This window comes from Puniceicoccaceae bacterium (assembly GCA_040224245.1).
Classification (GTDB): domain Bacteria; phylum Verrucomicrobiota; class Verrucomicrobiia; order Opitutales; family JAFGAQ01; genus JAKSBQ01.
Genome location: JBEGIR010000042.1, coordinates 20,420 through 43,440, shown reverse-complemented (window position 1 = coordinate 43,440; position 23,021 = coordinate 20,420). Strand labels below are relative to the sequence as shown.

Genomic DNA, 23,021 nt, shown 5'->3' with positions numbered 1-23,021 from the left:
AGCCCCAGAAGGCATGCTGCGGCATCACGCTTTGTCTAGCTCTTGGTGACGTAGCCGTCCCTGGACATCATGATCGCGATCGGTTGTGTCGAGGGAAAGTGTGAGAGCACAATCATCAGAATCACCATAATGGGAACACAGAGGAACGCACCGGGGATACCCCACATGGCCCCCCAGAAGGTGAGGGAAAACAGGATGACCAGCGGACTCAGGTTGAGCGAATTTCCCATCAGTCGAGGTTCAAGCAGATTGCCGATGATGAACTGAAGAATGGTGACTCCTCCGGCGATCACAAAAAATCGGCCACTGAGGTCAAACTGCATCAGGGCGAGCAGGGATGGGAAAATGGTGGCAAGAATGGAGCCGACACTTGGGATATAGTTGAGCAGGAAGATCAACAACGCCCAGAAACTGGCAAATTGCAGGTCCACAGCGCTCATGATGAGGTAGCTCAAGATTCCGGTGAGTGCACTGGTGAAGGTCTTGATGCCGATGTAGAGGCGAATATCAGACTGAATTTTACGGATGAGGCGAAGGATGTTCTGCTCCTGGTCGGGGGCCTTTGCGAGTGCTTTGAGTTTATTGGAGAAGCTCTTCTGTTCGAGGAAGAGAAAAATCAGGTAGATCAGGATGAGTCCGGTACTGCTCGCCACACTGGTGAGACTCAGCGCCACATCGGACATGAATTTGCTCAGATCGATATCCCTGAGCAGGGCGGAAAGGCTTTCAGGTTCGGGCAGTTCTGCGAGTCTGAACAGGCGGGAAACCACGGAACCCACCTTTTCGCGGTACACACCAGAACCGCTGGCGATGCTTGAAATATTGGATGAAAGGATGCGCACGACCATCGAGCCGATGCCAAGGATGCTCGATACCGAGAGCAGGAAGCAGATCGGAGTGGGCATGCGAAATTGTTCGTATTTGATCGAACGAAAGGCGTAGGTAACCACATTGATCAAATACCAGATGAACAGTGCATAGACGAAGGGCAACAGCAGGTCTCTGCCGAGTTTCAGCAAAAAAAACAGCAGGACGACAGAACCCAGGGTGGCGGCAAAACGAAAACCTTTCATATGAAATTTGATCCAGTAAACGAAAGGCTCCGCTGGAAATCAACCGAACATGAAAAGAATCGGGTGAATCATTGGGTAGGTCGGCAAATTTTCACCGCACCCCTCCAATTTGGAGTCAGACGCAGTGAGTACAAATCCTGTTCTCAGGAGTTGGAGTCGGAATCGCCTGCTTCGAGTAGTTGTATGGCTTCGTCTGCGCGCGGATGACCCTGATTGGCTGCCTTTTGAAACCAGAATATGGCTTCGTCAGTATCGACCGCATCGACACCTTCACCGTATTCAAAATGCAGTCCGAGGTTGTACTGGGCACTGGCGTGGCCTTTCTCGGCTGCCCGTTTGAAAAATGCCGCAGCCTGGCTCGCATCTTTTTCAGTTCCCAGTCCCTTGGAAAAACAGAATCCCACGCTATACTCGCCCTGTGCGTAGCCCGCCTCTGCGGATTGTACAAAGTACTTGAACGCGGAGGCGTAGTCCTGTGGCACTCGCTTTCCTTCGAAGTAGAGCATGCCCAGATTGTAGGATGCTTCGGCACTGCCATTGTTGGCCGCGATCCGAAACCAGTGCAGCATGCGCTCTGTGTCAGAGTTGGCATCGTTGGCAGAGAGAATTCCGAGATTGAGCTGTGCCTGTACCTGCCCCTGATTCGCAGCTGCTTCAAAGAGTTCATACGCTTTTTCCTCATTTTTGGCGACGCCTTCACCGGCGTGCAGCAGAAAGGCATAGTTGCAGAGTGCATCCGCATGGCCCTGCTCACCCGCTTTGCGATACCACTCCGCTGCCTGAGCGAGGTCGACTCCTCCACTTTCTCCACGGGCAAACACATTGCCGAGTTGGTATTGGGCTTCGCCGTCTCCCGCGAGGGCGCGCTGCTTGAGTGTTTCGATCACTTCAGGTTTCATGGTCATTGGATTGGCAGTTGGTTGTCTTGCACGGATATGGGGTCGCTCGGTTGCTGTACCCCCGCTACTCCAGGCTAACCTTAAATGTAGTTCAGTAGCGAGAGATTTAGGATGCGGCTCGAGCTTGCCAGCGCGGCTTGATAGGAGGTCTCGGTCTGTTTCATCTTGACGGCCAGTTGGGTAAAGTCGATACCGACTTCTCCGGAGATGGATGCATCGAGCTGGTTGTAAAGGGCTTCGTCCGAACGACTGGCAAGTTCGAGACGCATTTGTTTGGTGATCAGATCTGAACTGGCAATCACGATGCGATCATCGGCATCTTCAATTTCACTGACAATGGTTTTGACGTTGCTGGCGCTGAACGGAGCAATGTTGGTGTCGAAGGAGTTCCGGAGATCCAGCAGCCCCTGAAGCATGTTTTGAATATCTTCATTGTACTCAGGATTGAGACGTGCGGCCATACGGGTATTGTTCCCGACATAAGTCTCCGCCTGAGTGAAATTGGGATCGGACGGATCGGTAGGGCTTCCGTTGTAGTCGATTGTATCATCGCTTGGGTCGTTGGGCGTGCCATTGTCGTTGATGGAATAAGGGGGCTGCCCATAATCCACGCCAGCGAAGAGATAATCACCATCGATTTTGCCGTTCGCCATATCGAGGGATTGGTTGAGGATCTCATCCAGCTGGCTTCGATAGCCATCCAGTTCCACATCCGTAGTGGAATCGCCGACAGAATTTGCAATTCCCAGTGCGAGGTCCGCAAGGTCGCGCAGCTGGTTGAGGTGAAGCTCTGATGAACTAACGATGCTGCGCGCGAGGGTATTGTTGGTCTGATATTGGCTCAGTTCGGTCTTCTCTGCCTCGCGCCGGATGGTGCGACCCATGATCACGGGATCGTCTTCGGGCATGGAGACACGTCGACCACTGGCAAGCTGCTTTTGCAGCGATGCGAGCGTACGCTGGTTTTGGTTGAGTTGCTGGATCAGGTTTTCCTGAATTGAATGGGTGGCGACACGGAGGCTACTCATCTTTCCTTCCTTTCTGTGTTATCGGACGAGACCATTGGTAACGAGTTCAAGCAATTCGTCCATGACCTGCAGGACGCGTGCGGAAGCTTCGAAGGAGCGTTGAAAGCGGATGATATTGGCAAGTTCTTCGTCGATGGAAACCCCGCTGACAGCTGCTCGCTGGTCCTGCAGTTGTGACATGACCAAGGCCTGGTTTTCGAGTAATTTCGTGGTGTTGGAAAGTTCGAACCCAATGTCGGTGGCCATTTCGGATACAAAGCCGGTAAAGGAATTCCCGCGCAGGGAGGGGGAGGTGAACGTGCTCAGTTCTCCGATGGCGAGTGCGATTTCATTGGCCCCACTGTTCGTGGTAGCGGTAGCGCGCAGGGTGCTGGCGTTGAGCGGTGGAATGGCTCCACCATCACCAGCGTAGAGCTGGATGTTGGCCGCCGTGACATTGGAGAGATCGATGGCGTCGGCATTGGCATCATCGTCGAAGAAAAAGATATCATTTCCAGGATCATCATAGATGGTGGAGACCTGTGTGGCAATCTCCCTTGCCAGGGTATCAAGATCCTCGCGCATGCGGGCCAATGGACCCACACCGATGCTGCCCGTGCCTCCAAACGGATCGGTTGTTGAGCGGGAGTAGAGGTGGCCGTGCAGGCGTCCTCCCTCGATGGCAAAGGTGGTTGCATTGGGTGACGGACCAAGGGGTTGTACGGTGTGGCTGCTGAAGAAAAGTTCATTGCTCGATTCGTTGAATCGCAGGCGGTTGGACACCCTTGCACGGTCGACCAGCAGTACTTCATTGGCGTCTTTGTCGCGGGCGATCAACAGGACTTGCCCATTGTCCACCTCAGTGGTTTCAAAGTCCATGTAGTTTGCCAGTTCAGTGAGTTTCTGCTGGCGAAGGTCGCGATACTCGTGTGCCGCACCGGGGGTCTGGATCTCAATCTTGGCGACTTGACTGTTGAGCGCGGCTATCTCATTGAGCAGGCCATTGACCTTTGTAACATCGGCGTTGATGGCGCGCTGCACATCCTGGTCGAGTTTATCGAGATCGGATGAAAGGGAGTGGAATTGTTTGACCAGTTCTTCCGCATGAGCAATGACGACCGACTTGGCTGGCACGCTGTCAGGATCGGTGCTCAAGGCGTGCATGGAATTGAAAAAATCGCTGATCGCGGTCGAGATCCCCTGCATGTTTCGGTCACCTGCGGCTGAGCCTTCAAGTGTGTCGGGACTGTCGACGTTTCCGATGATCTGTTCGCCGAGGATGAGCTGAAGTTGCCGATAGATGTTGGACTGGGCATCAAGGCTTCCGGATACTGAGGTTTCGGCGACGATTTTTGAATTGATGATGGCATCGCGCTGTTGCGTGATGATGCTCTCGGAAATACCGCCGGAAATCCCAAACTCTACGCGCTGGCGCGAATAGTTGGCATTGTTCACGTTCGCCATGTTCTTGCCTGCAGTTTGAACGGCAGTCTGATTGGCTTTGAGAGCGTTGGTGGTGGCGAGAATGCTTCCGATGAGCCCGGACATGGTAAATAGCGGTTACAATTGTCGGTTTCGTTGCAGCACCCGGAGTTGGGTACTCAGGCGGATGCGTGCACGGTGGTACTACCGGCGTAGGGTTTGATACTGGTTTTGCCCATTTTGCTGTAGGTTTTCACCTGGGACTGTGGACTGACCTGCTGGAGCAATTCGTAGGTGTATTGCATCGCACGAGCCAGCAGCATGTGGTTTTGTTTGGCCCGCCGGTTTGATTTTCCGATCTGGTTGTTGATCTCTTCAACCAGTGCGCGAAGCAAGGGCTGGGCATCGCTCGGGAAATGCTCCACCAGACGGCTCAGTTCGGTATCAACGGGCTGGCCAAAATGCTCGGCGAACTGCCGAACGCGCTGCTCGCGTTCGGCCCGCAGCCCCATCGTGGCGGCTGCCTGGGTTTCGATTTCCTCTGCGATCGCCATGTAGTCGGACATGTTGCGATCCAGGATGGCGCGCTGTTGTTTTTCGATCAGCACCGAAAGGCCTCCATATTCCTGGAGTTCCATCCGCAGGGACTGGACTAACGGTTCCCAATTCAGTGTGGCAGCTTGCGTGTTACTCATGACGCATCCGTTTCCTTTGTGTTTTGATGATTAGTGGACAATTGTGACTGCAGGACACTTGAGATACCGATACCGTGTCCCTGGGACAGGCTTTGGGCCATGGCATCGGTGAAATATCCTCGGTAAATCTCATGGGCGACACTGTCTTCATTCAGGTAGCCCTTCATCAGGGGTTTCATGGCTTCCTTCAGATACTGGCGCACCAGGGTTGATTCAAATTCGGTCGATGTGATGCGCAGTTTTTGCTCGTCCGAATATTGGTTCATATTGGACAAACCCTGCCAGTCGGCGGGATTGAGCATCACGGGTAAATGGTTTTGACTGATGGCGTCCATGGTGGGTTGGCAGTTGGATTTACTGGATAACCAATTCGGCCTGCAGTGCACCTGCCTGCTTGAGAGTTTGAAAGATGGACATCATTTCGCGCGTGGTCACACCGAGTGCGTTGAGTGCGTTTGTGAGACGTTCGATGGACGGGTATTCCTCGATGATTTCAAATCCGCCCTGAACTTCGATCACGTTGACATCGGTATCGGGTAAAATCGCGGTTTCTCCTTCGCCAAACGCATTGGGTTGGATGGCATCGAGATTCGAGGCGATGGTGATCGTGATGGCCCCGTGACTGATGGCAACCCTTGAGACGCGCACCTGGTTCGTTGCGACAATCGTGCCCGTGCGTTCGTTGATTACCACTTTTGCGGGTGTGTCCGGAGTTGCCTCAATCGATCCAATGGCCGCAATAAAGTTGGTTTCCTGGCCCATGAACTGATTTGGCAACCGCACCGAAACGGATGCACCATCCTCAGCGCGGGCGATTCCGGGAAACAATTCGTTGATGGCACGGGAGATGCGGGCAGCGGTGGTGAAATCCGGGTGCAGCAGCGTCAGACTGATGCGGTCGCCCTGAAGGATGGATGTCGGGATGCGGCGCTCGACGATGGCACCACTGCTGATGGTGCCCACGGTGGGGTGGTTTTTCTGCACGGTGGCTCCACCGGGACCGCCTACACCTTCCAGAAAACCACCGACCGCGATGGGTCCCTGCGCAACGGCATAGACCACGTCGTCGGCCCCCACCAAAGGAGTTTGCAGCAGCACGCCTCCGTTGATGGAATCAGCGTCACCGATCGACGATACTGTGACATCGATTCGGGAACCCGGGCGCGCAAAGGGTCCAATTTCCGCAGTGATCATGACGGCTGCCATGTTGTCACCTTGAATGGTTCCGGGATCGACCACGACGCCAAAGCGTTTGAGAAAATTGGATACACTTTGTACGGTGTAGCTGAGCTGGCTGTCGCCATCGCCCGCCAGACCGACCACAATTCCATAGCCGATCAGTTGATTCGAGCGTGCTCCTTCCACCTGCGTCAAATCCTTGATGCGGGAGGCTTCCAGAGTTCCTGCCAGAATCAGGGCGAGCAGCAGGGAAAGCATGAACTGAATGCGACGTGGATGCATGGGAGCGAAATCAGAAGGGATTGATTTTGTCGACAAAGCGGGTGAACCATCCTTTGCGCTGCACGTCTCCGACGGCTCCAGTGGAAACAAACTCCATCTGTGCATTGGCGACACGATTGGATGCAACGGTATTGGTGCTCACATCGATATCGAGTGGGCGAACGATGCCTTGAAACACAACGTAGCGACTCTCTCCCGCAAAGGACAGGTGACGCATGCCTTCAACGACCAGATTGTGATTGGGCAGCACATCGATCACGGCTACCGGGATTTGCGCGGAGACAATGTTGGTACTTCCGTTGACTGCGCTCGGTGTCGTTGTGTACTGCCCTCCGAGCAGATCGGAGAGGGAAACATCGGAACCCTCCAGCTGACCGATGCGGATGTCATTCAGAAATTCACCGGCAATGTTGATCAGCGCGGACGATTTGCTGCCGGTATCCATGGCCTGGGTGGAATTGAAATCGATGGATTCATTGACCGAGATCGTGAGGATGTCTCCGACGCGGTAGGCAATTTTGGATGAGAACATGCTGCGTTCGGTTCCTCCCTTGAGCCAGAGGGATTCTGCATGCAGATTGGCAACACTGGCAAGGACTGCCAGCAACCCGCATGCGCCGAGTGAAGCGTATCGGCTCATCATTCCGTGTTGCAGAATGGGAATTGGGTGATGTGGTTTCATGTTAAAATCTCTGCTGGATCGAACTTGGGTATCAGAAGTAGACTTTGGCCTGATTGACGCCGATGACTTCGGCTTGGATGTCGTTGAATGATTGAAGGTTACGAATTCGGATGATCTGGCCTTTTACCCCGGTTTCCAGTGCCTTGGCTTTCAGGGTCACCTTGAGTGCTCCCTCTTCGGCAACGACGTCGATGAGGGCGTTTTTTTCGATGAGTGGACGCTCTTTCAGATCGTTCCAGAAAAGCGGCTCTCCTGCCTTGACTCCGTTGTTGAGCAGGTAGTCATCAAGCTTGGTTCCCGGCTCGACCACGCCTTGATACAGGCTGAGTCGGTCAACGGGCTTCACGGTGACCAGATCGGAGTGCAGGCGCGATCCTCGATCCAGGCGTTGCGTGGCCACATAAGCATCGGTCCACAGCTCGCATCGCACGCTTTCCTGCCAGGTTGAATGGCGTTTGCCTGCCACCCAAATCTCAAAGCTGAGGTAAAAGCGGCTGCGCAACCCTTGTGGAGGGAAAGAAGTGACGACCAGCTCCCAGTGGGGGTGTTCCAGGTTCAGATCCCGCCACGGTTTGTCAAAATAGATGCGGAAGTCCTCCTGCAGACTGAAGTGGCTTGCGAGTTGGTGGCGAAGCTCACCCAGCACGCTGCGCTCGTTGAGCAAGTGAGCGGGCTTGGGTTCGGAATCACTTTGAGTCACTGTGGATGCGGCTTGTTCCGGGGAGGACAAGCTCGCAGTATTGGCTGCTTTTGTCGGGGTCGGTTTGGCCTTTACCAAGTCCTCGATCATGACGGACGCGAGCAGTTTTTCCGCAGACCACTCATCCGCGCCTGCGAATGTTCCGCAGAGCAAACTGAAGCAGAGCACGGACACCAGGGATCGGAGCGTTGTGGCTTCGAGTCGGAAATCAGATGGGTTGTGCTTCATCGCTGGTTCAGGTTCAAAAGGGGAATGCATTATCGCTTCAGGGTCGCAATCTGCCGCAGCATGTCATCGGAGGTTTGAATGGACTTGGAATTGATCTCGTACGCACGCTGGGCGACGATCATGTTCACCATCTCCTGAACGACGTTCACATTGGACATTTCCAGATATCCCTGTCTCACAAAGCCAAAACCGTTCTGTCCGATGGTTCCGGTTTCCGGAGTGCCACTGGCATTGGTTTCGGCGAAAAGATTGCCCCCGAGGCTCTCCAGCCCGGCCGGGTTGACAAAACGCACGAGCTGGATTCTGCCTGCCTGGTTCTGGTTGGTTCCATCATCCGTGGTCACCTCGCCAGTCTGGGAGATGGTGACTTGAATCGTGCCGTTGGGAATGGGCGGGAAATTCTGCACCGGCAGGCCGGTGCTGGTCGTTACCTGACCGTTTCCATCCACTTTGAAGGCACCGTCCCGTGTGTAGGCGAGGCTGCCATCATTGAGTTGTATTTGAAAGAAACCATCCCCCTGGATCGCGATATCCAATTCGCCTCCCGTTTCGGTGAGCTGACCCTGAGTGAAAATTTTGGATGTGGATACAATTTGACTGCCGTTGCCCATTTCAACGGAAGTGGGTGTGACGTTACCCGCTCCTGCATCGGCACCCGCCTGCTTCGTATTCTGATAGAGTAAATCCTGAAACTCAGCTTTGCTGCGCTTGAATCCCGTGGTATTGACGTTGGCAATGTTGTTCGAGATCGTGTTCAGATTGTACTGCTGAGCATCCATTCCCGAAGCGGCTGAGTAGAGTGACAGATTCATGGTGCTGACGGTTTGAAAAAGTGTTGGAAATCAGGCGGATGGCATGGGATGGGGAGATCATCAGGTGGTGGCACCCATCACTTCAATGGTTTTGGCCTGGATTTCATCCAGACTTTGGATGACCTTGTGATTGACTTCAAAGGCGCGGGAAATGCTGATCAGATTTACCATTTCCTTGAGTGGGTTGATGTTGCTTCCCTCCAGGCTGCCTTGAATCACGTTGGCATCCTCGACATCCTGCATTACAGCATCTGTGCGGAGCGGATCGAAGCGAAAGCCACCCGTCATGCGCACGAGTGCGTCTTTCTGTGCAGTGTCCACCACAGCGATGCGACCGCTTTGCACGGCACCCTGGAAGACTTCACCCCGAGCTGAAATGGAGACTTCTCCGAGTTGGGGGTTGATGGTGATCGGACCGTTGGGTCCGAGAACGCGGTGTCCGTTTTTGTTTACGAGCTGGTTTTCCGCATTGATGTGGAATTCTCCATCGCGCGTGAAATAGTCAAATCCTTCACCCTCAATTTTGAAAAACCCTTCACCGTTGATGGCAACATGGGTTGGGACTTCAGTCTGTTGGAGTTGACCTGCAGCAAAGTTGAAACGGGAATCGGAGACCGCCATCATGTTGGGGGACTGGATGCTGCGACTGCCCTGAGTCAGGCCCACCATGCCGGCGTGAATGGATTCGAAACTCATTTGATTGCCCTTGTAGCCAGGCACATTTCCGGCAGCGATGTTTTGAGAAGTCGCATCCTGCCAGCGCTCAAGGGATGAGAGCGTGGTTGCCGAGTTGTAGATTCCAATATTCATGCCCCAGTGCATAAGCAGGGGTAGTACCAATTTTGTAAGTGTTTGTGTGACAGTAAACTCTTCCGAATAGAAATGGAGCAGGGAAAACTTTTCCCAGTGAAAATCTGCTGTGTTTCGGATTGAGCTTTTGTGCCGCTTCCCCTAGGCAGTGGGCATGCTCGTGTCGGTCGAACAGCTCTTTCAGTCCATTCTACAGGCGCGGCGCAGGGTGTACGCACTTGCTCCCGCAACTCCGCTGCAACAGCTCAGGGTAGAGTCGCCGCAGTGTGGAGAACTCTTCATCAAGCGTGAAGACCTCTCTCCCATTCACGCATACAAATGGCGCGGTTCCTACAATCGCATGTGCCAGCTTTCAGCGCAGGAGCTGGAGCGCGGAGTGGTCTGTGCTTCCGCTGGCAATCATGCCCAGGGAGTCGCGCTTTCCGCGAGCAAACTGGGAACGCATGCGCTCATCTTCATGCCGCGATCGACACCCCAAATGAAAATTGAAGCCGTGCGCAGGCTGGGCGGGAGTGCGGCGGAAGTCGTGCTCAAGGGTGGATCCTATGATGAGGCCTATCAGTTGGCAATGGAAGCGGCGAAAGAACGCAATCTGCCATTCATTCATGCTTATGATGACCTGGAGGTGATTGCGGGACAAGGCACGCTTGCAGATGAGATCGTGATGCAGGGCATTGGTCATCTCGACCGGGTCTACCTGCAAATTGGTGGTGGGGGGATGGCTGCCGGAGTGGCGTGCTGGTTGAAAACCTATTTCCCAGAGGTGGAAATTGTGGGCGTCGAAGGGGTGGATCAGGCCTCGATGGCGGCGGCAGTGCGGGCCGGAGAGCCCGTCGAACTCGATTATGTGGATGTATTTTGTGACGGCACGGCCGTGCGCAAAGCGGGGGTGCTCACGCATTCGCTCTGCGCACAATTGATTGATCGTTTTGTGACAGTCACCAACGAGGAGGTGTGTGCTGCGATCCAGATGCTGTGGGAATCCCAACGCATCATTCCCGAGCCTGCTGGCGCGATGGGACTGGCGGCCTGGCTCAATGAAAAAGCGGATCTGGCGGGCAAACGCTGTCTGGTTGTGGTCTGTGGAGCGAACATGGACTTTGGTCAACTGGCATGGGTCGTGAAACATGCTGGCATCGGCTCCTCCCGCCGCAAGTTCTACCGCTTTTTTCTCGAGGAGCGGGCGGGTGCTTTGCTCGAACTGCTGCAGCACTTTCCCGACGAGGTGAACATTGTGGAGTTTCAGCATGGATTGACGGCGGGTCCAATCGTCGCACCGGTGATCGGGATTGATGCGACTCCACTGCAGCTCGTGCAGCTTGAACAACGTCTTCATGAACTCGACATTCGCTTTGAGGATGCGACGCATGATGAGGATGTTGAGTTTCGCATCATTCACTATGAAGCGTCTTTGTTTCAGCGACCCGTGTTTGTGCGAATTGAGTTTCATGAGCGTCCGGGGGCATTGAGTTCCTTTCTCCAGCGCAATTGCCGAAAGGCGAGCATCATCTACTTCAACTACGGGTACACGGGTGAACGTGTTGGGCGGGCACTGATCGGATTTGACTTTGCGGAAGAGGGTGCGCGCGCGGAATTTATAGCAATGCTCAAACGAAAGGACCCCTCCCTGCGCCGGGTTGCTGAGCTGCCACAGTGCGCGCTGGAACGCATCATGGGCGGTTCGAACCCGGCTTGATCTGGACCGAAGTCTCCGTCGTGCCTTATCAGGTGGACTGTTCGACCCGGATTTATGGAATTTGGGTTGCCGTTAAGGCATCGCATGCAAGCCCTCTGCTCGCACCAACCAACCATGCCTGGGGAAGCCTGGACGCTCAGCATCGGTTCCCTCAAATCCCGCAGCCATCATGGCAATTGCCGTGAGCAGGCCTCCGTTTCCGGGCAGGTAGATGCGCAAGCGCTCGTCCTGATAGTTGTGCCCATTGCGCAAATAGGTGTTTTTCTGCACATCCATGAGTAGTGCGTCTACGGCTTTTTCCGGCAGACCCAGACGGGTTGCCGCCATGGCCATCATGGGGTAGTCCCACCCCCAGGTGCTGGGCCAGTCCCAGTTTGCGTCGATAAAATCAAAAGTCGCGCGCGCGATGTGGGGATCGATGGAGGCGTCCCATGGCAGCATGCCAATGGCTCCGAGCACCATGGGGTGATCCTGCATGAAAAGCGGATTGCTGTAACTGTCTGGGGCGGAAGCTGCGGCGAGGTAGCGTCCGTCCTGTTCGACCAGCGGTGGGAGGCCATCAATGATGCGCTGGTAATCAGAATCCTGCTCGAGTCCAAGGCGCGCCCTCCACTGCTGTGCGATGTTCAAGGCCCACTTCCAATAACGCACTTCAAAGGCTGGGTCGAAGGTCGATTCCGCTGGCAAGCGTTCCTGTGCTGGAATCAGGGGAGGGGGCAAACTTGCGATTCCGGTTGTCGGATCCAGCACGGCAAAATCGGCCATGAAGTCTGCCGTTTCCCAGATGCGTTCTGCAAATCGGTTGAGCGTGGTTTCATCCGGTTGCAGGCGGTACAGCAGTTCCGCGAAATAGATGAAGTGGGGTTGCTGCCAGATCAAAAATTCGCCGATGTCCGAAGGACTGTCCGCTCCAGTTGGGTCCGTCATCTTGGGCCAGCGCGCTCCCTGATAACCTTGCAGCGAGGCTTTTGCACGCGCAACATCAAGAATGCGGTCATACGTTTCGAGCGTCTGTTCGAGATACTCAGGTTGTCCCCAGAGTGCCCAGTGGACGGAATGCCACCAGTGCATTTCAAGGTGGAATTTGCCATGCCAGCTGTTGAAGGTAAGTCCGGTCTCCTGTGGTGGGTCCATGCCAACGCACTGAATGCGAGTGAGGTAGCGGGAGAGTATCATGCGCCGCTCCAGTTCGTGTGCCCGGACATCAGTGGAACCCGTGAACTCCACAAATCCGCCGCTGGTCCAGAAGTTTTGCCAGGAACGTTCGTTCTCCGACTGAATGGTGCTGAAGTCCCGTGTGGTGATAAGGTCTGCAGGTGCGGCGTCTGGTTGGGACAAATCCTCAAAATGAAAGGTAAACTCGATGATGCTTTCTCCGGAGCTGTGGGGATGGATGATAAATTCATGCGGCCCCACCGTCTCAACTGTAGCTGGCTGGTTAAGCTGCATGACGATCCGGTAGTGTGCGCTGTCCAGGCGATGCTCCCATCCTTTGGAATGAGGTTCATCCACGGTGAGCTTGGATACGTGCTGATCATGGGTCGTGGGATTGAGATCAACTGCGCTGTCGGTGTGGGCGAAGGTGGGGTAGGGCAGGCGAAGGCGCAGCTTCACACGGCTGGGTTGGCGGAGCAGCTCTGACTGCATCCGTACGGCGATGCCATCGGAGTCCGGGTCCGCGAGTGTGATGACTTGCACCGGGATGCCTTCGAGCTCGAAGTGTGAGTGGATTTCTCCCTTCCAGAGTTTCAGTCTCTGATCGATTCCCTTGATGGCATCAAATGTGGCACTGGAACCATCTGCCAATGTGAAGTGCCAGCCAAGTAGACCGAGGTGCAGGCGGTGTGGATTCTGACGAAAGAACTGCATGGCCGCCTGCTGTCGTTCGGTGTCATGGGACTGAACCGCATAGGGAACCTCGCGGTTGCCCACGCGGTAGTGGCGAAGGGTTTCCTCCCGGGTGAAGGCTTCCGTGTTGGGCGCATGATTCCAACCCCAGTCAGACTGGGTTCCCAGGCTCACTCCGTCGATGAACAGTTCGGGGAAGCTTTGCAATCCAGTCGGGTCGACGGTGAACGCAAATCCTCCGTTGCCCACACTGAGCGAGTCGAGAGGATGGAAGGTGTTGACCTGCACATCATGGCGCTGCACGACGGATTGCCGGTTGATCACAGACTCAGCACTCATTACAAGGGAAGATCCCCAGCTGAGCAGGGCAAGGATGGGCAGAAGTTTTGGGGGTATCATTGGATGGAGTAAATGAATCTGAGTGGAAAAAGCGACAACGGCCTTCGGTTGATTCGCAAGCAGGGTCAGCGATGCAATCGGGTTCTGAGGTGAGGGTGCATCGCTATGGTGCGTCAACGCCACATCAAAATCCCTGACAAAGCGGAATTCCGGTTGCTTGCCTGCGTTCTCGCCCGTATGCTCCGGCTCAACTCTGTTACCTATGGCACGAAGTCGATTTTTCACGAGTGTAAACCGCTACTTTGATCGAGCGGCGGCTTACACGGGGCTGGAACGCGGTCTGCTGGACCAGATACGAACCTGCAACTCGATCATTCGGTTGCGCTTTCCCGTCAAGGACGACGATGGTTCCATTCACGTGGTCGAAGCCTATCGGGCAGAGCATAGCTTTCACCGCTTGCCGACGAAGGGCGGCATACGTTTCAGCCAGCATGTGAACCTGGATGAAACTATTGCGCTCGCAGCGTTGATGACCTTCAAGTGCGCATTGGTGGGCGTCCCGTTTGGCGGTGCCAAGGGTGGGGTGCGGGTGAATCCGCGAACCATTTCCGATGGGTTTCGCGAGCGGCTGACCCGGCGCTACACAGCCGAACTGGTGCGAAAAAATTTCATCGGCCCCAACGTGGACGTGCCGGCACCGGACTATGGAACCGGGGAGCGGGAGATGGCATGGATCGCGGATACCTATCAGAATCTGCGCATGAACGAGTCGAATCCCTACGCTTGTGTGACGGGAAAACCGGTTGAGATGCAGGGAATTCCCGGGCGCACCAAGGCAACGGGATTGGGCGTGTATTACGGAATTCGGTGTTGCCTCGAAGATGTGCCGGAGATGGAGGCTGCCGGGGTAGATCCTGGAATTCAGGGCAAGCGCACGATTGTGCAGGGACTTGGGAACGTGGGGTACCACGCTGCGAGCTTTCTCCAGCGGGAAGGACGCGCGATCATTACCGGAATTGCAGAATTTGAGGGCGGTTTGTGGAACGAGCACGGACTCGATGTGGAGGAAGTGTATCAATACCGCAAGCAACACGGTACGCTTGAGGGGTTTCCCAACGCGCAGTTCATTCAGAATTCGGCTGAGTTGTTGGAATACCCCTGTGATTTACTCGTCCCGGCTGCGCTTGAGAGTCAAATCACGGCTGAGAATGCACACCGCATTCAAGCGAAAATCATTGCGGAGGCGGCGAATGGACCTGTGGATGAGGATGCCAACGACATCCTGCTGGCGGCTGGCAAGCTGATCATTCCCGATCTCTACCTGAATGCGGGCGGTGTGACGGTGTCGTATTTTGAGTGGTTGAAGAATCGAGCAGGTGTCAGTTTCGACCGCATGATTTCGCGTCATGAGGAACTGATGAAGGGGGAATTGATCGACGAGATGGAACTGCTCACAGGTGCACGTGTTGCTCCGGACCAGCGCAAGCGCCTGATCCACGGACCGAGTGAAGAGGAAATTGTCGTCGCTGCTTTGGAACAGACCATGATCATCGCATGGAAAAAGATCACGCAATGTCGTCGGCAGTATGAGATTCCGGACTATCGCACTGCCGGATTTGTGCTCTCGATCAAAGCGGTTGCGCAGACTTACAAGACCCAGGGCATCTTTCCGTAATGCGCATTTGAGTGTTGGTGCGCGGCGGAGTTTTTGCGTTCGCATGCGCCGGGCGGTGGATTTGTGAAAAACGGCCAGCGAGCGGTCCTTCAACGGTGCTGCATTGCGTAGCGTAGTTGTTCAATGAGATCGGGCTGGCGGAGGCTTCCGTGATGCACCCAGATGCTGAAACTGTTCGCCGGCACAGTTGCTTTCAATCCAAGGTTTGTCGAGGTGTGTTGGGTCTGTCCGGTTTCGATATTGGTCCACAGACCGGGTTGCAGCATTTCGGTGACCTCTTCTTCGATGGGTGAATACCCTTTGTTCAGCAGCACGAGTACAGTTTGTTGTATCTCGTCGTGATGGTACACTCGGTAAAACACGGCAGTATGACCCTCCAGCTTCACGTTAACCTGAATACCACGCTGCAGGGCAACGAGTTTTTTCCGAATGTGGGCGATGCGTGCCAACTCCCTTCGAATGGGATGATGCGTTGCCTGATCAATGCGTTCCTGTCCGAAATAGTTGCGATTGCCCGCGTGTTCGGCAGTTCCACGCATAAAACCCATCTCGGAGCCGTAATACACACAGGGAATACCGCGTGAGGTGAAGAGCCAGTTGTGCGCATTGATGAAGCCCTCATCACTGGCATTCATGCGCTCCATGTCGTGGTTGTCGTAGAATGTCACCAGATCATAGGGATTGGTGTAGGGACCGTGGGTGAGGTGCAGGTAGGCGGCGAGTTCCTCGAATCCCTTGTCCGGGGCTTCAAATACCTCGATCATCGCGGCTCTGCCCGGGAAATCGAGCACGCTGACCCCTCCATTTTTGGGCAGGGTGTGCTGTGCAATGAAGTTGGCATCATAGGCATAGCTCTCACCAAACATGTAGAAACCTGGGTGGTAGCTGCGAATCGTGTCGGCAAACTGCTTCCAAAAGCGATGTGGCACATGTCGGATGGTATCGATGCGAAAGGCGTCTGCTCCCTTTTCGATCCAGCCCAGGTAGGCATCGATGAAATATTGCATGACATCCGGGTGGGTGTCGTCCAGATTGGAAAGCTGCAGGATGTCCTCGTAGGGATGAAAGAATGCGTGCAATGCATTGGAAGCATCGAGTTCAGATGGATGCAGATTTTGATGATCGGCGACGAGATTTCCCTGTCCATCGTAGAGTTCGCCGAATTTGGGCTGGTCCACTGGCATGCTGAAGGAGGGAGATCCGTGATTGGTGACGATATCAAAGACGACCTTGAACCCGTTATCGTGTAACGTATTGGCGTAGGTCTCAAAATCAAGTTTGGGCGAGACCCAATGCTCATCTTCCACAAAGTAATTGCTTGCCCAGTAGCCGTGGTAGCCTGTCTTGCCACCGTCGCGAAATGCCCCTCCAAATTCAATCGCTTCTCCCCCACTGAAATGCTCATCGGGATTGTCCATGATCGGAGTGGTCCAGATCGCGGTGAAGCCCATTTCACGAATGTAGTCGAGGTTGTTGACGATGCCCTGAAAATCCCCTCCGAGATAGCCGATGTTGGCTTCCTGTCCATCCGGACCGATTAACTTCTGGTCCCAAGTTGGAAAGGCTCCTCCCTGATCTTCGTGATTGTTGGAAGGATCGCCGTCCACAAAACGGTCGAGCAGAAGAAAGTAGATCGCTTCGGATGCAAAGGGTTCGAGCGTACCATAAAAGGCGTTTGGATTGGAATCGCTACAAGGTGCATCCGCATGAAGAAAAGTCTGGATGGAGGTGTATGGGATGACGAACCCAAGGGCCAGGAATGCGGATTTCAGAAAGGGGACAGTCGGTTTCATGATCATCATATTCGGGTCTGAGCATAGGGAGTGACATCGATTCTTCGAAGTTCCCAATGGAGGATATCTCTTGCAAGCGGCGGACAAAACTTCTGTGCGATCTACGTGTGCCAACAACTCATGTGACGGTCTTGAGGCTCGCAAAACACCCGGGAACCGGAGTCAATCGCTCTCTGGGAATGTTGAAAGGAAACGTTCGACGGCGGCTGAGAGGGATTCGTGGCGCACGGGTTTGGTGATGAAATCGTCCATGCGATGGGCGAGTGCGGTCTGCCGGTCCGTATCGAGCGCACTGGCGGAAATTCCAATGACGTAGGTATCTGGAGATTGGGCTTTAATGATTTCGGTGGCGGATAGGCCATCCATCTCGGGCATCTGGATGTCCATGAAAATCAAATCATAGCTGGCTTGCTCGTTGAAATGATGCGCTTCGATTCCATTCCATGCGTGGTCAGCAGTCACACCGCTCTGTTTGAGCATGAGGTCGAGCACCTTGTAGTTGACCTTGTTGTCCTCGACGATCATCACGCGCTTGTTGCGCAACAGTTGCAGCTGCGTTTGCAGTGGTTGTTTCCGGCGAATGTCGGGACATCGGCGCCCGGCAATGGAGCTGATGTGGTGCACCAGATTCTCCAGCGAAAGCGGTTTGAACAGGACGTGAGGCATCAGTTGACTGGAGAAGCGGATTTGCGGATGAGAGAGAATGGAAAACCCGGGGATGCGGTGACTCCGGTATGCTTCGAGCAAGGATGAGGTGATTTCTGCAAAGAAGCGGGATTCCTCCTGTTCGACGATGACATATCCGAGGTTCTCTTTGCCGAGCTGCTCCTGCATCTGTGATGGCTCTGTAATCTGTCGGCACTGCACTGATAAATCCGATAGAACCGAAAAAAAGCTCTGACAGTGTTCGGCATGACCACCCATCCAGACGATGTGCTGTGGCAAGCGGGACTGTAGATCGGGAGAGAGCCGGTTGACAGTTTGGATCAGCACCACAGGAATTGAAAAGGAAACCTCCGTGCCTTCGTTGACCTTGCTTTGAATCGAAAGGTGTCCTCCCATCAGCTCCACCAGCCCTTTGCAGATCGACAGTCCCAGCCCTGAACCCTCAAAACTGCGGGTATCGGAGTTGTCAATCTGATGAAATGGCTCAAACAGTTCCGGTATCTGCTCGGCTTCGATTCCGATACCCGTATCCCTCACCGAAATCGTGAGTTCGCTTGCATTTTCATGGGGCACGGAGTTGATCTCGATGTGCACGGAGATCTTTCCCTCGTGAGTGAATTTCAGTGCGTTTTCGAGCAAATTGATGAGAACTTCGCGGATGCGACCCTTGTCTGCTTCGATCACGTAATCATGGTGTCCTTTCAGTTCGTAGAACACATCGAGTTGGCGCAGCATGGCACGGTTTGAAATGACCCGCAGACAGTCGACAATCCATTCCTCCAGCGCAAAGGTTTCCCGGTGCAGCTGCAGGCGTCCGGCTTCGATACGTGAGAAACTGAGTATGTCTTCGATCACATCGAGCAGACTGTTTGCACTGCTGCGAATCAGTTGCAGCAGGTTATCTTGTTCGCGGTTGAGTCCACTGTATTCCAAGAGTTCTGAGGTTCCGATGATGCCATTGATGGGAGTGCGGATTTCATGGCTCATGTTGGCAAGAAACTGGCTTTTTGCACGAGAGGCCTGTTGGGCAGCCGCCGCTGCCTGTTCGTGTTCCTGGGTTTTTTCGGCTACCAGGAGCTCGAGTCTTTGTTTCTCCCGGAGGGCACCGCGTCGGGTTCGCAGAACGAGTCCTGTAATGCCGAGCAAAGCGACCGCACCATACGCGCTGTAGGTGAGTGGGTGGCGATACCAGGGTGGTAATATCTGGAAGGAAAACGCTGTGCTGGCGGCTGTGCGATTGAAGTGATCCAGGGCTTCGACAAACAAGGTATAGGAACCTTCCCGAAGACCGACAAAATTGGCGATAGGCTGGTGGGTGGGCTCGGACCAGCGTTCGGACACTCCGTGCAGGGTATAGCGGAACTGTAGCGGTTGCAGTCGGTCATTCGCATCGGCATAGAATCGAAAACTCAAACCGTTCGGGTGAAAGGGAAAGGAATGCCTGGGAGCTGTATGGTCGGGATCTGCATTGTCGCCTAAAAATGATGTTTGAACATCGCCGGGAATAAAGACCTGTTCGATGCGCACTTGCAGGTTTCGTTCCTCTGATCGCATTCGTGAGGGATCAAAGCGAACCAGCGCACTTTCACTGCGTATCCACACTTCACCAGGAATGTCATTCATGACCATGGGTTGGAAATCGGGGAAAGTGGAGAATGTCTCAAAATCCAGAGAGGGAGCTTGCGGATCGGAAATGTCTGCCACAACGATTCCGCTGGATGTTGGGACCAACAAGTGGGTGCGTGAGAAGGAATAGGGCCTTGTGATGGGTTGCTGGATTTGTTCCTGAATGCGCCCCATCAATGCAGACTCGACAAAGGCGTCTGCCTCCGGATCAAAAACCCGGTGGGTGTGTGCTGCGGAGATGTGGACACGATCATTGACCTGATAGAGGTTGATCCACGACGACCCCAGTGAGCCATCTTCCCCGTAGGTGCGCCCGTTCAGGTTTCCGTCGGAATCGACCCAATAGCGTACCACTTTCCCCGGACCGCGCTCGCTCCAGAATCGTCCCTGCTCATCGATCACATGCACTTGATTGAAAATGCCCTTGGATACGATGTGTTTGCCGTTGTAGCGCCAGGAATTCCCCTGTTTTTCGAGCAGAAACACGCCATCGTGGTTGAGCAGAAACAGTCGGTTCGGATGGGAGGGGTCCTTATGAAAATAGCGAACAGGAAGGTCTTGAGCGATTTGTTGGGTGGTGCCGTCAATTGTCCTCAGGTAGAGGTGTTCGTTGTCGCTGAAAAAAATGCCCTCTCCGTCCACTGGATAGACTGTATTCAGCCAGGGGATGGATTCAAAATCGGGACGGCTCTCAAATCGGATCAATCGTCCGTCCGAATCATAAATCCCTTCGTAGAGCATACGATTGGAGGTCACCATCAATTTCCCTTCGTAACGGTAAACGGATGGCCAGAAGAGCGGAAGGTTTTGCGGATGTCCAAAAAAGGAAAGAGCGCTTGGCGCAACCACCTGGGCAATTCCCGTGGCAACAGTGGCCCAGAGGGAACCGTCACGATTAGCGTGAAGGTGGGTCATGCGGATGAAGCGGCGATCCTCTTGTTTGGTAATGCTTTGCAGCACAGCACCGTCTTTGCTGAGAATCGCAAGTCCCCAATTGTCGATCGCCAGTGCGATCATGCCGTCATCCATGATCTGAATATCTGCAATGGTGTGGGTGCTTACTTCGGGAAGTCGGTTCGGTAGAGCGTGTGTGCGGGTGCCGTCAAAGTACACCAACCCTTGCCCTTCAATTGCGAGCATCGCTCTTCCATCCGGAAGGGAAGCGGATGCCGTAATGAGCCGCTGCCATGTGGAGGACTGGTTCACGCCCTGCACCGGCACGAACCTGCCATTGCTGTATTGAAGCATGCCATCGGTTTCCGAGACGATGTAGAGCTGACCGTTTGCGCTGAACTGAGTCCGAAGTCGGTAGAGATCGGAAAAAACATGACTGGAGCCATCCGCTTCAAGCACGATGTAGCTGTTTTCTCCCAAAAATCCGACCCGTGATCCGAAGACCCGGACATTGAAATAGTCGCCTGCTGCTTTGCGGTGATTGGGCATGGATTCAAGCTTGAGTGAGTGGAACTGGTAGCGTTTCCCATTGTGTTGGGTGAGGTAGCCCCAGTCGCCCGACGCTCCAAGAAAGATTCTGCCCTCTGCATTGACGGCCAGCCCCGAGAAAACCGTATGTGAGGGAGATTCAAGAACCGGATTCCACTGTGCTCCATCAAACACCGAAAGAGTCCCCCCAGTGAGCGTTAGCAAACGTCCGTCCGCCATGGTGCCAAAGGTAGCGGCCCAAAATCCAGTGCGCATGTTGTGCAGTTCGTGGATGCGGTAGGCGGGAACCCCCGTTTCATGAAATGCGTTGCCTTGTGGTTCGGGCATTTCAGCGAGCAATGGGCATGCGAGCATCAGAGCACTGCAGGTCAGAATGCAAAACCTGCGCAGGAACGGGAAAATTCCCGGCATGAAATGGTCAGGTTCTAGGGGCACGCATCATCTATCATCGGACAATTTTCACCAAAAGTTTAGCCGCTTTCGAACGGTTTTTGGGATTTTGCGCACGCCGATTTTCATCATCTGAGGTGCTGCGGAAGTAATGCCTTTAAATGTGTTTGCCGAAAAGTTCCCTTTTCTTTTGTCACGCAATGCTTTAGAATCGTTGAAAATCCTTTCTGCAAACGTTACCCATGCCCATGAAAACCCCACCTTTCTGGATTCGATTTGTTGGTCTGCTTTCCCTTTCAGTTGTCGCTGCTCTGACGCATGCGGCAGGTGCGGAGGGATCTGAACGGACAAGGGACTACACCTTGATTGTCAGCGGGTTTGATTGGGGGCCGGCGGCAAACAAGGTCGTGCTGCCGTTGGGAGCGTCGGCATCAGAGGCACACGCATCGCAATTTCAGGTAACGGTAAAACGAAGCTCCAGTCTCTCCGATCTTGCTCCGGAACGTCGGGCGGGCTTGAGGAATGTGGTGATGGGATATGTGTCGGACAGCGAGGGGAACCGCTCTGAGTCTGGGCAGTATTTCACCTTGGTGTTGTCGGTGGGGCCTGACGATGCACTCGCTTCACCCATGGAATACATCGCCCACCGGAATCACTGGATCGACTATCAACTGACAGTCATGGATCGCACGACGGAGCGCGTATGGGATCGCGAAACAAGGCGCATTCGCCCTGTAGTGGACGCGTTCAATCTGGATGGTGTCTATGAGCATGATAACGGACAGAGACTGACCTACGCCTATTTTGAACCTCCATTGCATTCCGAAAAATCTCACCCCTTGATCATTTGGCTGCATGGCGGTGGTGAAGGAGGAACTGACCCCTCGATTCCACTCATGGCGAACTTGGCGAGCAACTATGCCACACCTGGGATTCAGCTGTATTTTGAGGGTGCGTATGTGCTTGTGCCGCAAACGCCGACATTCTGGATGCAGGCGCAAGATGGGGAGTACACAAGAGGGGATCGTGAGGATATCCAGCACGAAGCGTTGATGGGACTCATTCGTCAGTTTGTCATGACACATGCGCAGGTGGATGTGAATCGCATCTATGTGGGAGGTTGTTCGAACGGAGGCTACATGAGTCTGAAACTGGTGCTCGAACACCCGGACTTTTTTGCCGCGGCGTTTCCGGTTGCCCTTGGTTATCATGCAGAATTCCTCTCAGACGCGCAGATTGAGCGAATCCAGTCGGTTCCCATGTGGTTGGTGCATTCAGCGGATGATGAGACGTTGTCCGTTCACGAAACTGCCCTGCCGCTTTACAAGCGACTCTTGGCTGCTGGCGCAAAAAGTGTGCATTTTTCGCTCTATGAGCGGGTGGTGGACATCCGTGGATTTTTTGGAGGAGACGATTATTGGTACAACGGTCATTTTTCATGGATCTATTGCCACGCCAATCACTGTCGCTTCGACTATGATGGGTCACCTGTGAAGATTGAGGGAAGACCCGTGAGCATTATGGAGTGGCTGGCGGCGCAGTGGCGCTGACCCGTCATCGCAAGCATGCAGACCCGAGCGGGCAGGCTGAGGAATGGTAGGGTTGGACAAAAACGGGAGTTCCCAGGATAGCCCAGACGAATAAATGGGGTGGGATGACATTCAATGGTTTGGGGACAAGACCCTGCTGGAACCCTCCAAAAACTGAAAAGATTGTCTTTGCAGGGCATCGGTGCTGCGGTAGGGTCTCTTGAATC

17 protein-coding genes are annotated in these 23,021 nt (G+C 54.3%); 3 read left to right on the top strand and 14 right to left on the bottom strand.

Translation table 11 applies throughout. The features are described 5' to 3' along the window. Positions 1-35 precede the first annotated feature (35 nt). The 11 genes from ABQ298_07070 to ABQ298_07020 form a co-directional block, all read right to left on the bottom strand. The gene (locus tag ABQ298_07070; protein MEQ9824128.1) at positions 36-1,073 is read right to left on the bottom strand and encodes an AI-2E family transporter; all 1,038 of its coding nucleotides are present in this window, start codon (positions 1,071-1,073) and stop codon (positions 36-38) included. 143 nt (positions 1,074-1,216) lie between these two features. Then, the gene (locus tag ABQ298_07065; protein ID MEQ9824127.1) at positions 1,217-1,972 is read right to left on the bottom strand and encodes a tetratricopeptide repeat protein; all 756 of its coding nucleotides are present in this window, start codon (positions 1,970-1,972) and stop codon (positions 1,217-1,219) included. 80 nt (positions 1,973-2,052) lie between these two features. Next, positions 2,053-3,000 carry a hypothetical protein gene (locus tag ABQ298_07060; protein ID MEQ9824126.1) on the bottom strand — a complete coding sequence of 316 codons (948 nt, stop codon included), beginning with the start codon at positions 2,998-3,000 and terminating at the stop codon, positions 2,053-2,055. Positions 3,001-3,018: 18 nt separating this feature from the next. Then, complete coding sequence (gene flgK, locus ABQ298_07055) at positions 3,019-4,527, bottom strand: flagellar hook-associated protein FlgK (protein ID MEQ9824125.1); 1,509 nt, start codon at positions 4,525-4,527, stop codon at positions 3,019-3,021. 53 nt (positions 4,528-4,580) lie between these two features. After that, the gene (locus ABQ298_07050; protein MEQ9824124.1) at positions 4,581-5,096 is read right to left on the bottom strand and encodes a flagellar protein FlgN; all 516 of its coding nucleotides are present in this window, start codon (positions 5,094-5,096) and stop codon (positions 4,581-4,583) included. After that, positions 5,093-5,431, bottom strand: a complete 339-nt coding sequence (locus tag ABQ298_07045) for a hypothetical protein (protein ID MEQ9824123.1) — start codon at positions 5,429-5,431, stop codon at positions 5,093-5,095. Before ABQ298_07045 ends, ABQ298_07050 begins: the two co-directional genes overlap by 4 nt. A 19-nt stretch (positions 5,432-5,450) precedes the next feature. Then, positions 5,451-6,557, bottom strand: a complete 1,107-nt coding sequence (locus tag ABQ298_07040; protein MEQ9824122.1) for a flagellar basal body P-ring protein FlgI — start codon at positions 6,555-6,557, stop codon at positions 5,451-5,453. A 10-nt stretch (positions 6,558-6,567) separates the two neighbouring features. Next, complete coding sequence (locus ABQ298_07035; protein ID MEQ9824121.1) at positions 6,568-7,239, bottom strand: flagellar basal body L-ring protein FlgH; 672 nt, start codon at positions 7,237-7,239, stop codon at positions 6,568-6,570. A 31-nt stretch (positions 7,240-7,270) separates the two neighbouring features. Beyond that, positions 7,271-8,167, bottom strand: coding sequence for a flagellar basal body P-ring formation chaperone FlgA (gene flgA, locus ABQ298_07030; protein MEQ9824120.1), 897 nt, complete (start codon positions 8,165-8,167; stop codon positions 7,271-7,273). Between the two features lie 29 nt (positions 8,168-8,196). Then, positions 8,197-8,979 carry a flagellar basal-body rod protein FlgG gene (gene flgG / locus ABQ298_07025; GenBank protein MEQ9824119.1) on the bottom strand — a complete coding sequence of 261 codons (783 nt, stop codon included), beginning with the start codon at positions 8,977-8,979 and terminating at the stop codon, positions 8,197-8,199. Positions 8,980-9,039: 60 nt separating this feature from the next. Continuing rightward, positions 9,040-9,789: a flagellar hook basal-body protein gene (locus ABQ298_07020; protein ID MEQ9824118.1), complete on the bottom strand. Its 750-nt coding sequence runs from the start codon at positions 9,787-9,789 to the stop codon at positions 9,040-9,042. 154 nt (positions 9,790-9,943) lie between these two features. Between ABQ298_07020 and ABQ298_07015 the strand changes: the two genes are divergently transcribed. Further along, positions 9,944-11,485, top strand: a complete 1,542-nt coding sequence (locus ABQ298_07015; protein MEQ9824117.1) for a pyridoxal-phosphate dependent enzyme — start codon at positions 9,944-9,946, stop codon at positions 11,483-11,485. Positions 11,486-11,557: 72 nt separating this feature from the next. Here ABQ298_07015 and ABQ298_07010 read toward each other — a convergent pair whose 3' ends face one another. Further along, positions 11,558-13,957, bottom strand: coding sequence for a hypothetical protein (locus ABQ298_07010; protein ID MEQ9824116.1), 2,400 nt, complete (start codon positions 13,955-13,957; stop codon positions 11,558-11,560). On the opposite strand from ABQ298_07010, the gene ABQ298_07005 reads away from it, so the two are divergent. Continuing rightward, the gene (locus ABQ298_07005) at positions 13,935-15,347 is read left to right on the top strand and encodes a Glu/Leu/Phe/Val dehydrogenase (GenBank protein ID MEQ9824115.1); all 1,413 of its coding nucleotides are present in this window, start codon (positions 13,935-13,937) and stop codon (positions 15,345-15,347) included. The two genes, ABQ298_07010 and ABQ298_07005, sit on opposite strands and share 23 nt — an antisense overlap. A gap of 89 nt (positions 15,348-15,436) precedes the next feature. Here ABQ298_07005 and ABQ298_07000 read toward each other — a convergent pair whose 3' ends face one another. After that, positions 15,437-17,140 (bottom strand): alpha-amylase family glycosyl hydrolase, encoded by a 1,704-nt coding sequence (locus ABQ298_07000; GenBank protein MEQ9824114.1) that lies wholly within the window; start codon positions 17,138-17,140, stop codon positions 15,437-15,439. A gap of 162 nt (positions 17,141-17,302) precedes the next feature. Next, positions 17,303-21,202 carry an ATP-binding protein gene (locus ABQ298_06995; protein MEQ9824113.1) on the bottom strand — a complete coding sequence of 1,300 codons (3,900 nt, stop codon included), beginning with the start codon at positions 21,200-21,202 and terminating at the stop codon, positions 17,303-17,305. A 311-nt stretch (positions 21,203-21,513) separates the two neighbouring features. Here ABQ298_06995 and ABQ298_06990 point away from each other — a divergent pair, with 311 nt between their 5' ends. Next, positions 21,514-22,815, top strand: coding sequence for a prolyl oligopeptidase family serine peptidase (locus ABQ298_06990; GenBank protein ID MEQ9824112.1), 1,302 nt, complete (start codon positions 21,514-21,516; stop codon positions 22,813-22,815). The last annotated feature ends 206 nt before the right edge of the window (positions 22,816-23,021 follow it).

What these genes read in the sequence shown, in the direction of transcription:
- ABQ298_07015 (MEQ9824117.1), top strand. Translation starts at nt 9,944, where the DNA reads ATGCTCGTGTCGGTCGAACAGCTCTTTCAGTCCATTCTACAGGCGCGG.
- ABQ298_07050 (MEQ9824124.1), bottom strand. Translation starts at nt 5,096, where the DNA reads ATGAGTAACACGCAAGCTGCCACACTGAATTGGGAACCGTTAGTCCAG.
- ABQ298_07035 (MEQ9824121.1), bottom strand. Translation starts at nt 7,239, where the DNA reads ATGAAACCACATCACCCAATTCCCATTCTGCAACACGGAATGATGAGC.
- ABQ298_07020 (MEQ9824118.1), bottom strand. Translation starts at nt 9,789, where the DNA reads ATGAATATTGGAATCTACAACTCGGCAACCACGCTCTCATCCCTTGAG.
- ABQ298_07060 (MEQ9824126.1), bottom strand. Translation starts at nt 3,000, where the DNA reads ATGAGTAGCCTCCGTGTCGCCACCCATTCAATTCAGGAAAACCTGATC.
- ABQ298_07005 (MEQ9824115.1), top strand. Translation starts at nt 13,935, where the DNA reads ATGGCACGAAGTCGATTTTTCACGAGTGTAAACCGCTACTTTGATCGA.
- ABQ298_07045 (MEQ9824123.1), bottom strand. Translation starts at nt 5,431, where the DNA reads ATGGACGCCATCAGTCAAAACCATTTACCCGTGATGCTCAATCCCGCC.
- ABQ298_07065 (MEQ9824127.1), bottom strand. Translation starts at nt 1,972, where the DNA reads ATGAAACCTGAAGTGATCGAAACACTCAAGCAGCGCGCCCTCGCGGGA.
- flgG (MEQ9824119.1), bottom strand. Translation starts at nt 8,979, where the DNA reads ATGAATCTGTCACTCTACTCAGCCGCTTCGGGAATGGATGCTCAGCAG.
- flgK (MEQ9824125.1), bottom strand. Translation starts at nt 4,527, where the DNA reads ATGTCCGGGCTCATCGGAAGCATTCTCGCCACCACCAACGCTCTCAAA.
- ABQ298_06990 (MEQ9824112.1), top strand. Translation starts at nt 21,514, where the DNA reads ATGAAAACCCCACCTTTCTGGATTCGATTTGTTGGTCTGCTTTCCCTT.
- ABQ298_07000 (MEQ9824114.1), bottom strand. Translation starts at nt 17,140, where the DNA reads ATGAAACCGACTGTCCCCTTTCTGAAATCCGCATTCCTGGCCCTTGGG.
- ABQ298_07070 (MEQ9824128.1), bottom strand. Translation starts at nt 1,073, where the DNA reads ATGAAAGGTTTTCGTTTTGCCGCCACCCTGGGTTCTGTCGTCCTGCTG.
- ABQ298_06995 (MEQ9824113.1), bottom strand. Translation starts at nt 21,202, where the DNA reads ATGCCCGAACCACAAGGCAACGCATTTCATGAAACGGGGGTTCCCGCC.
- flgA (MEQ9824120.1), bottom strand. Translation starts at nt 8,167, where the DNA reads ATGAAGCACAACCCATCTGATTTCCGACTCGAAGCCACAACGCTCCGA.
- ABQ298_07040 (MEQ9824122.1), bottom strand. Translation starts at nt 6,557, where the DNA reads ATGCATCCACGTCGCATTCAGTTCATGCTTTCCCTGCTGCTCGCCCTG.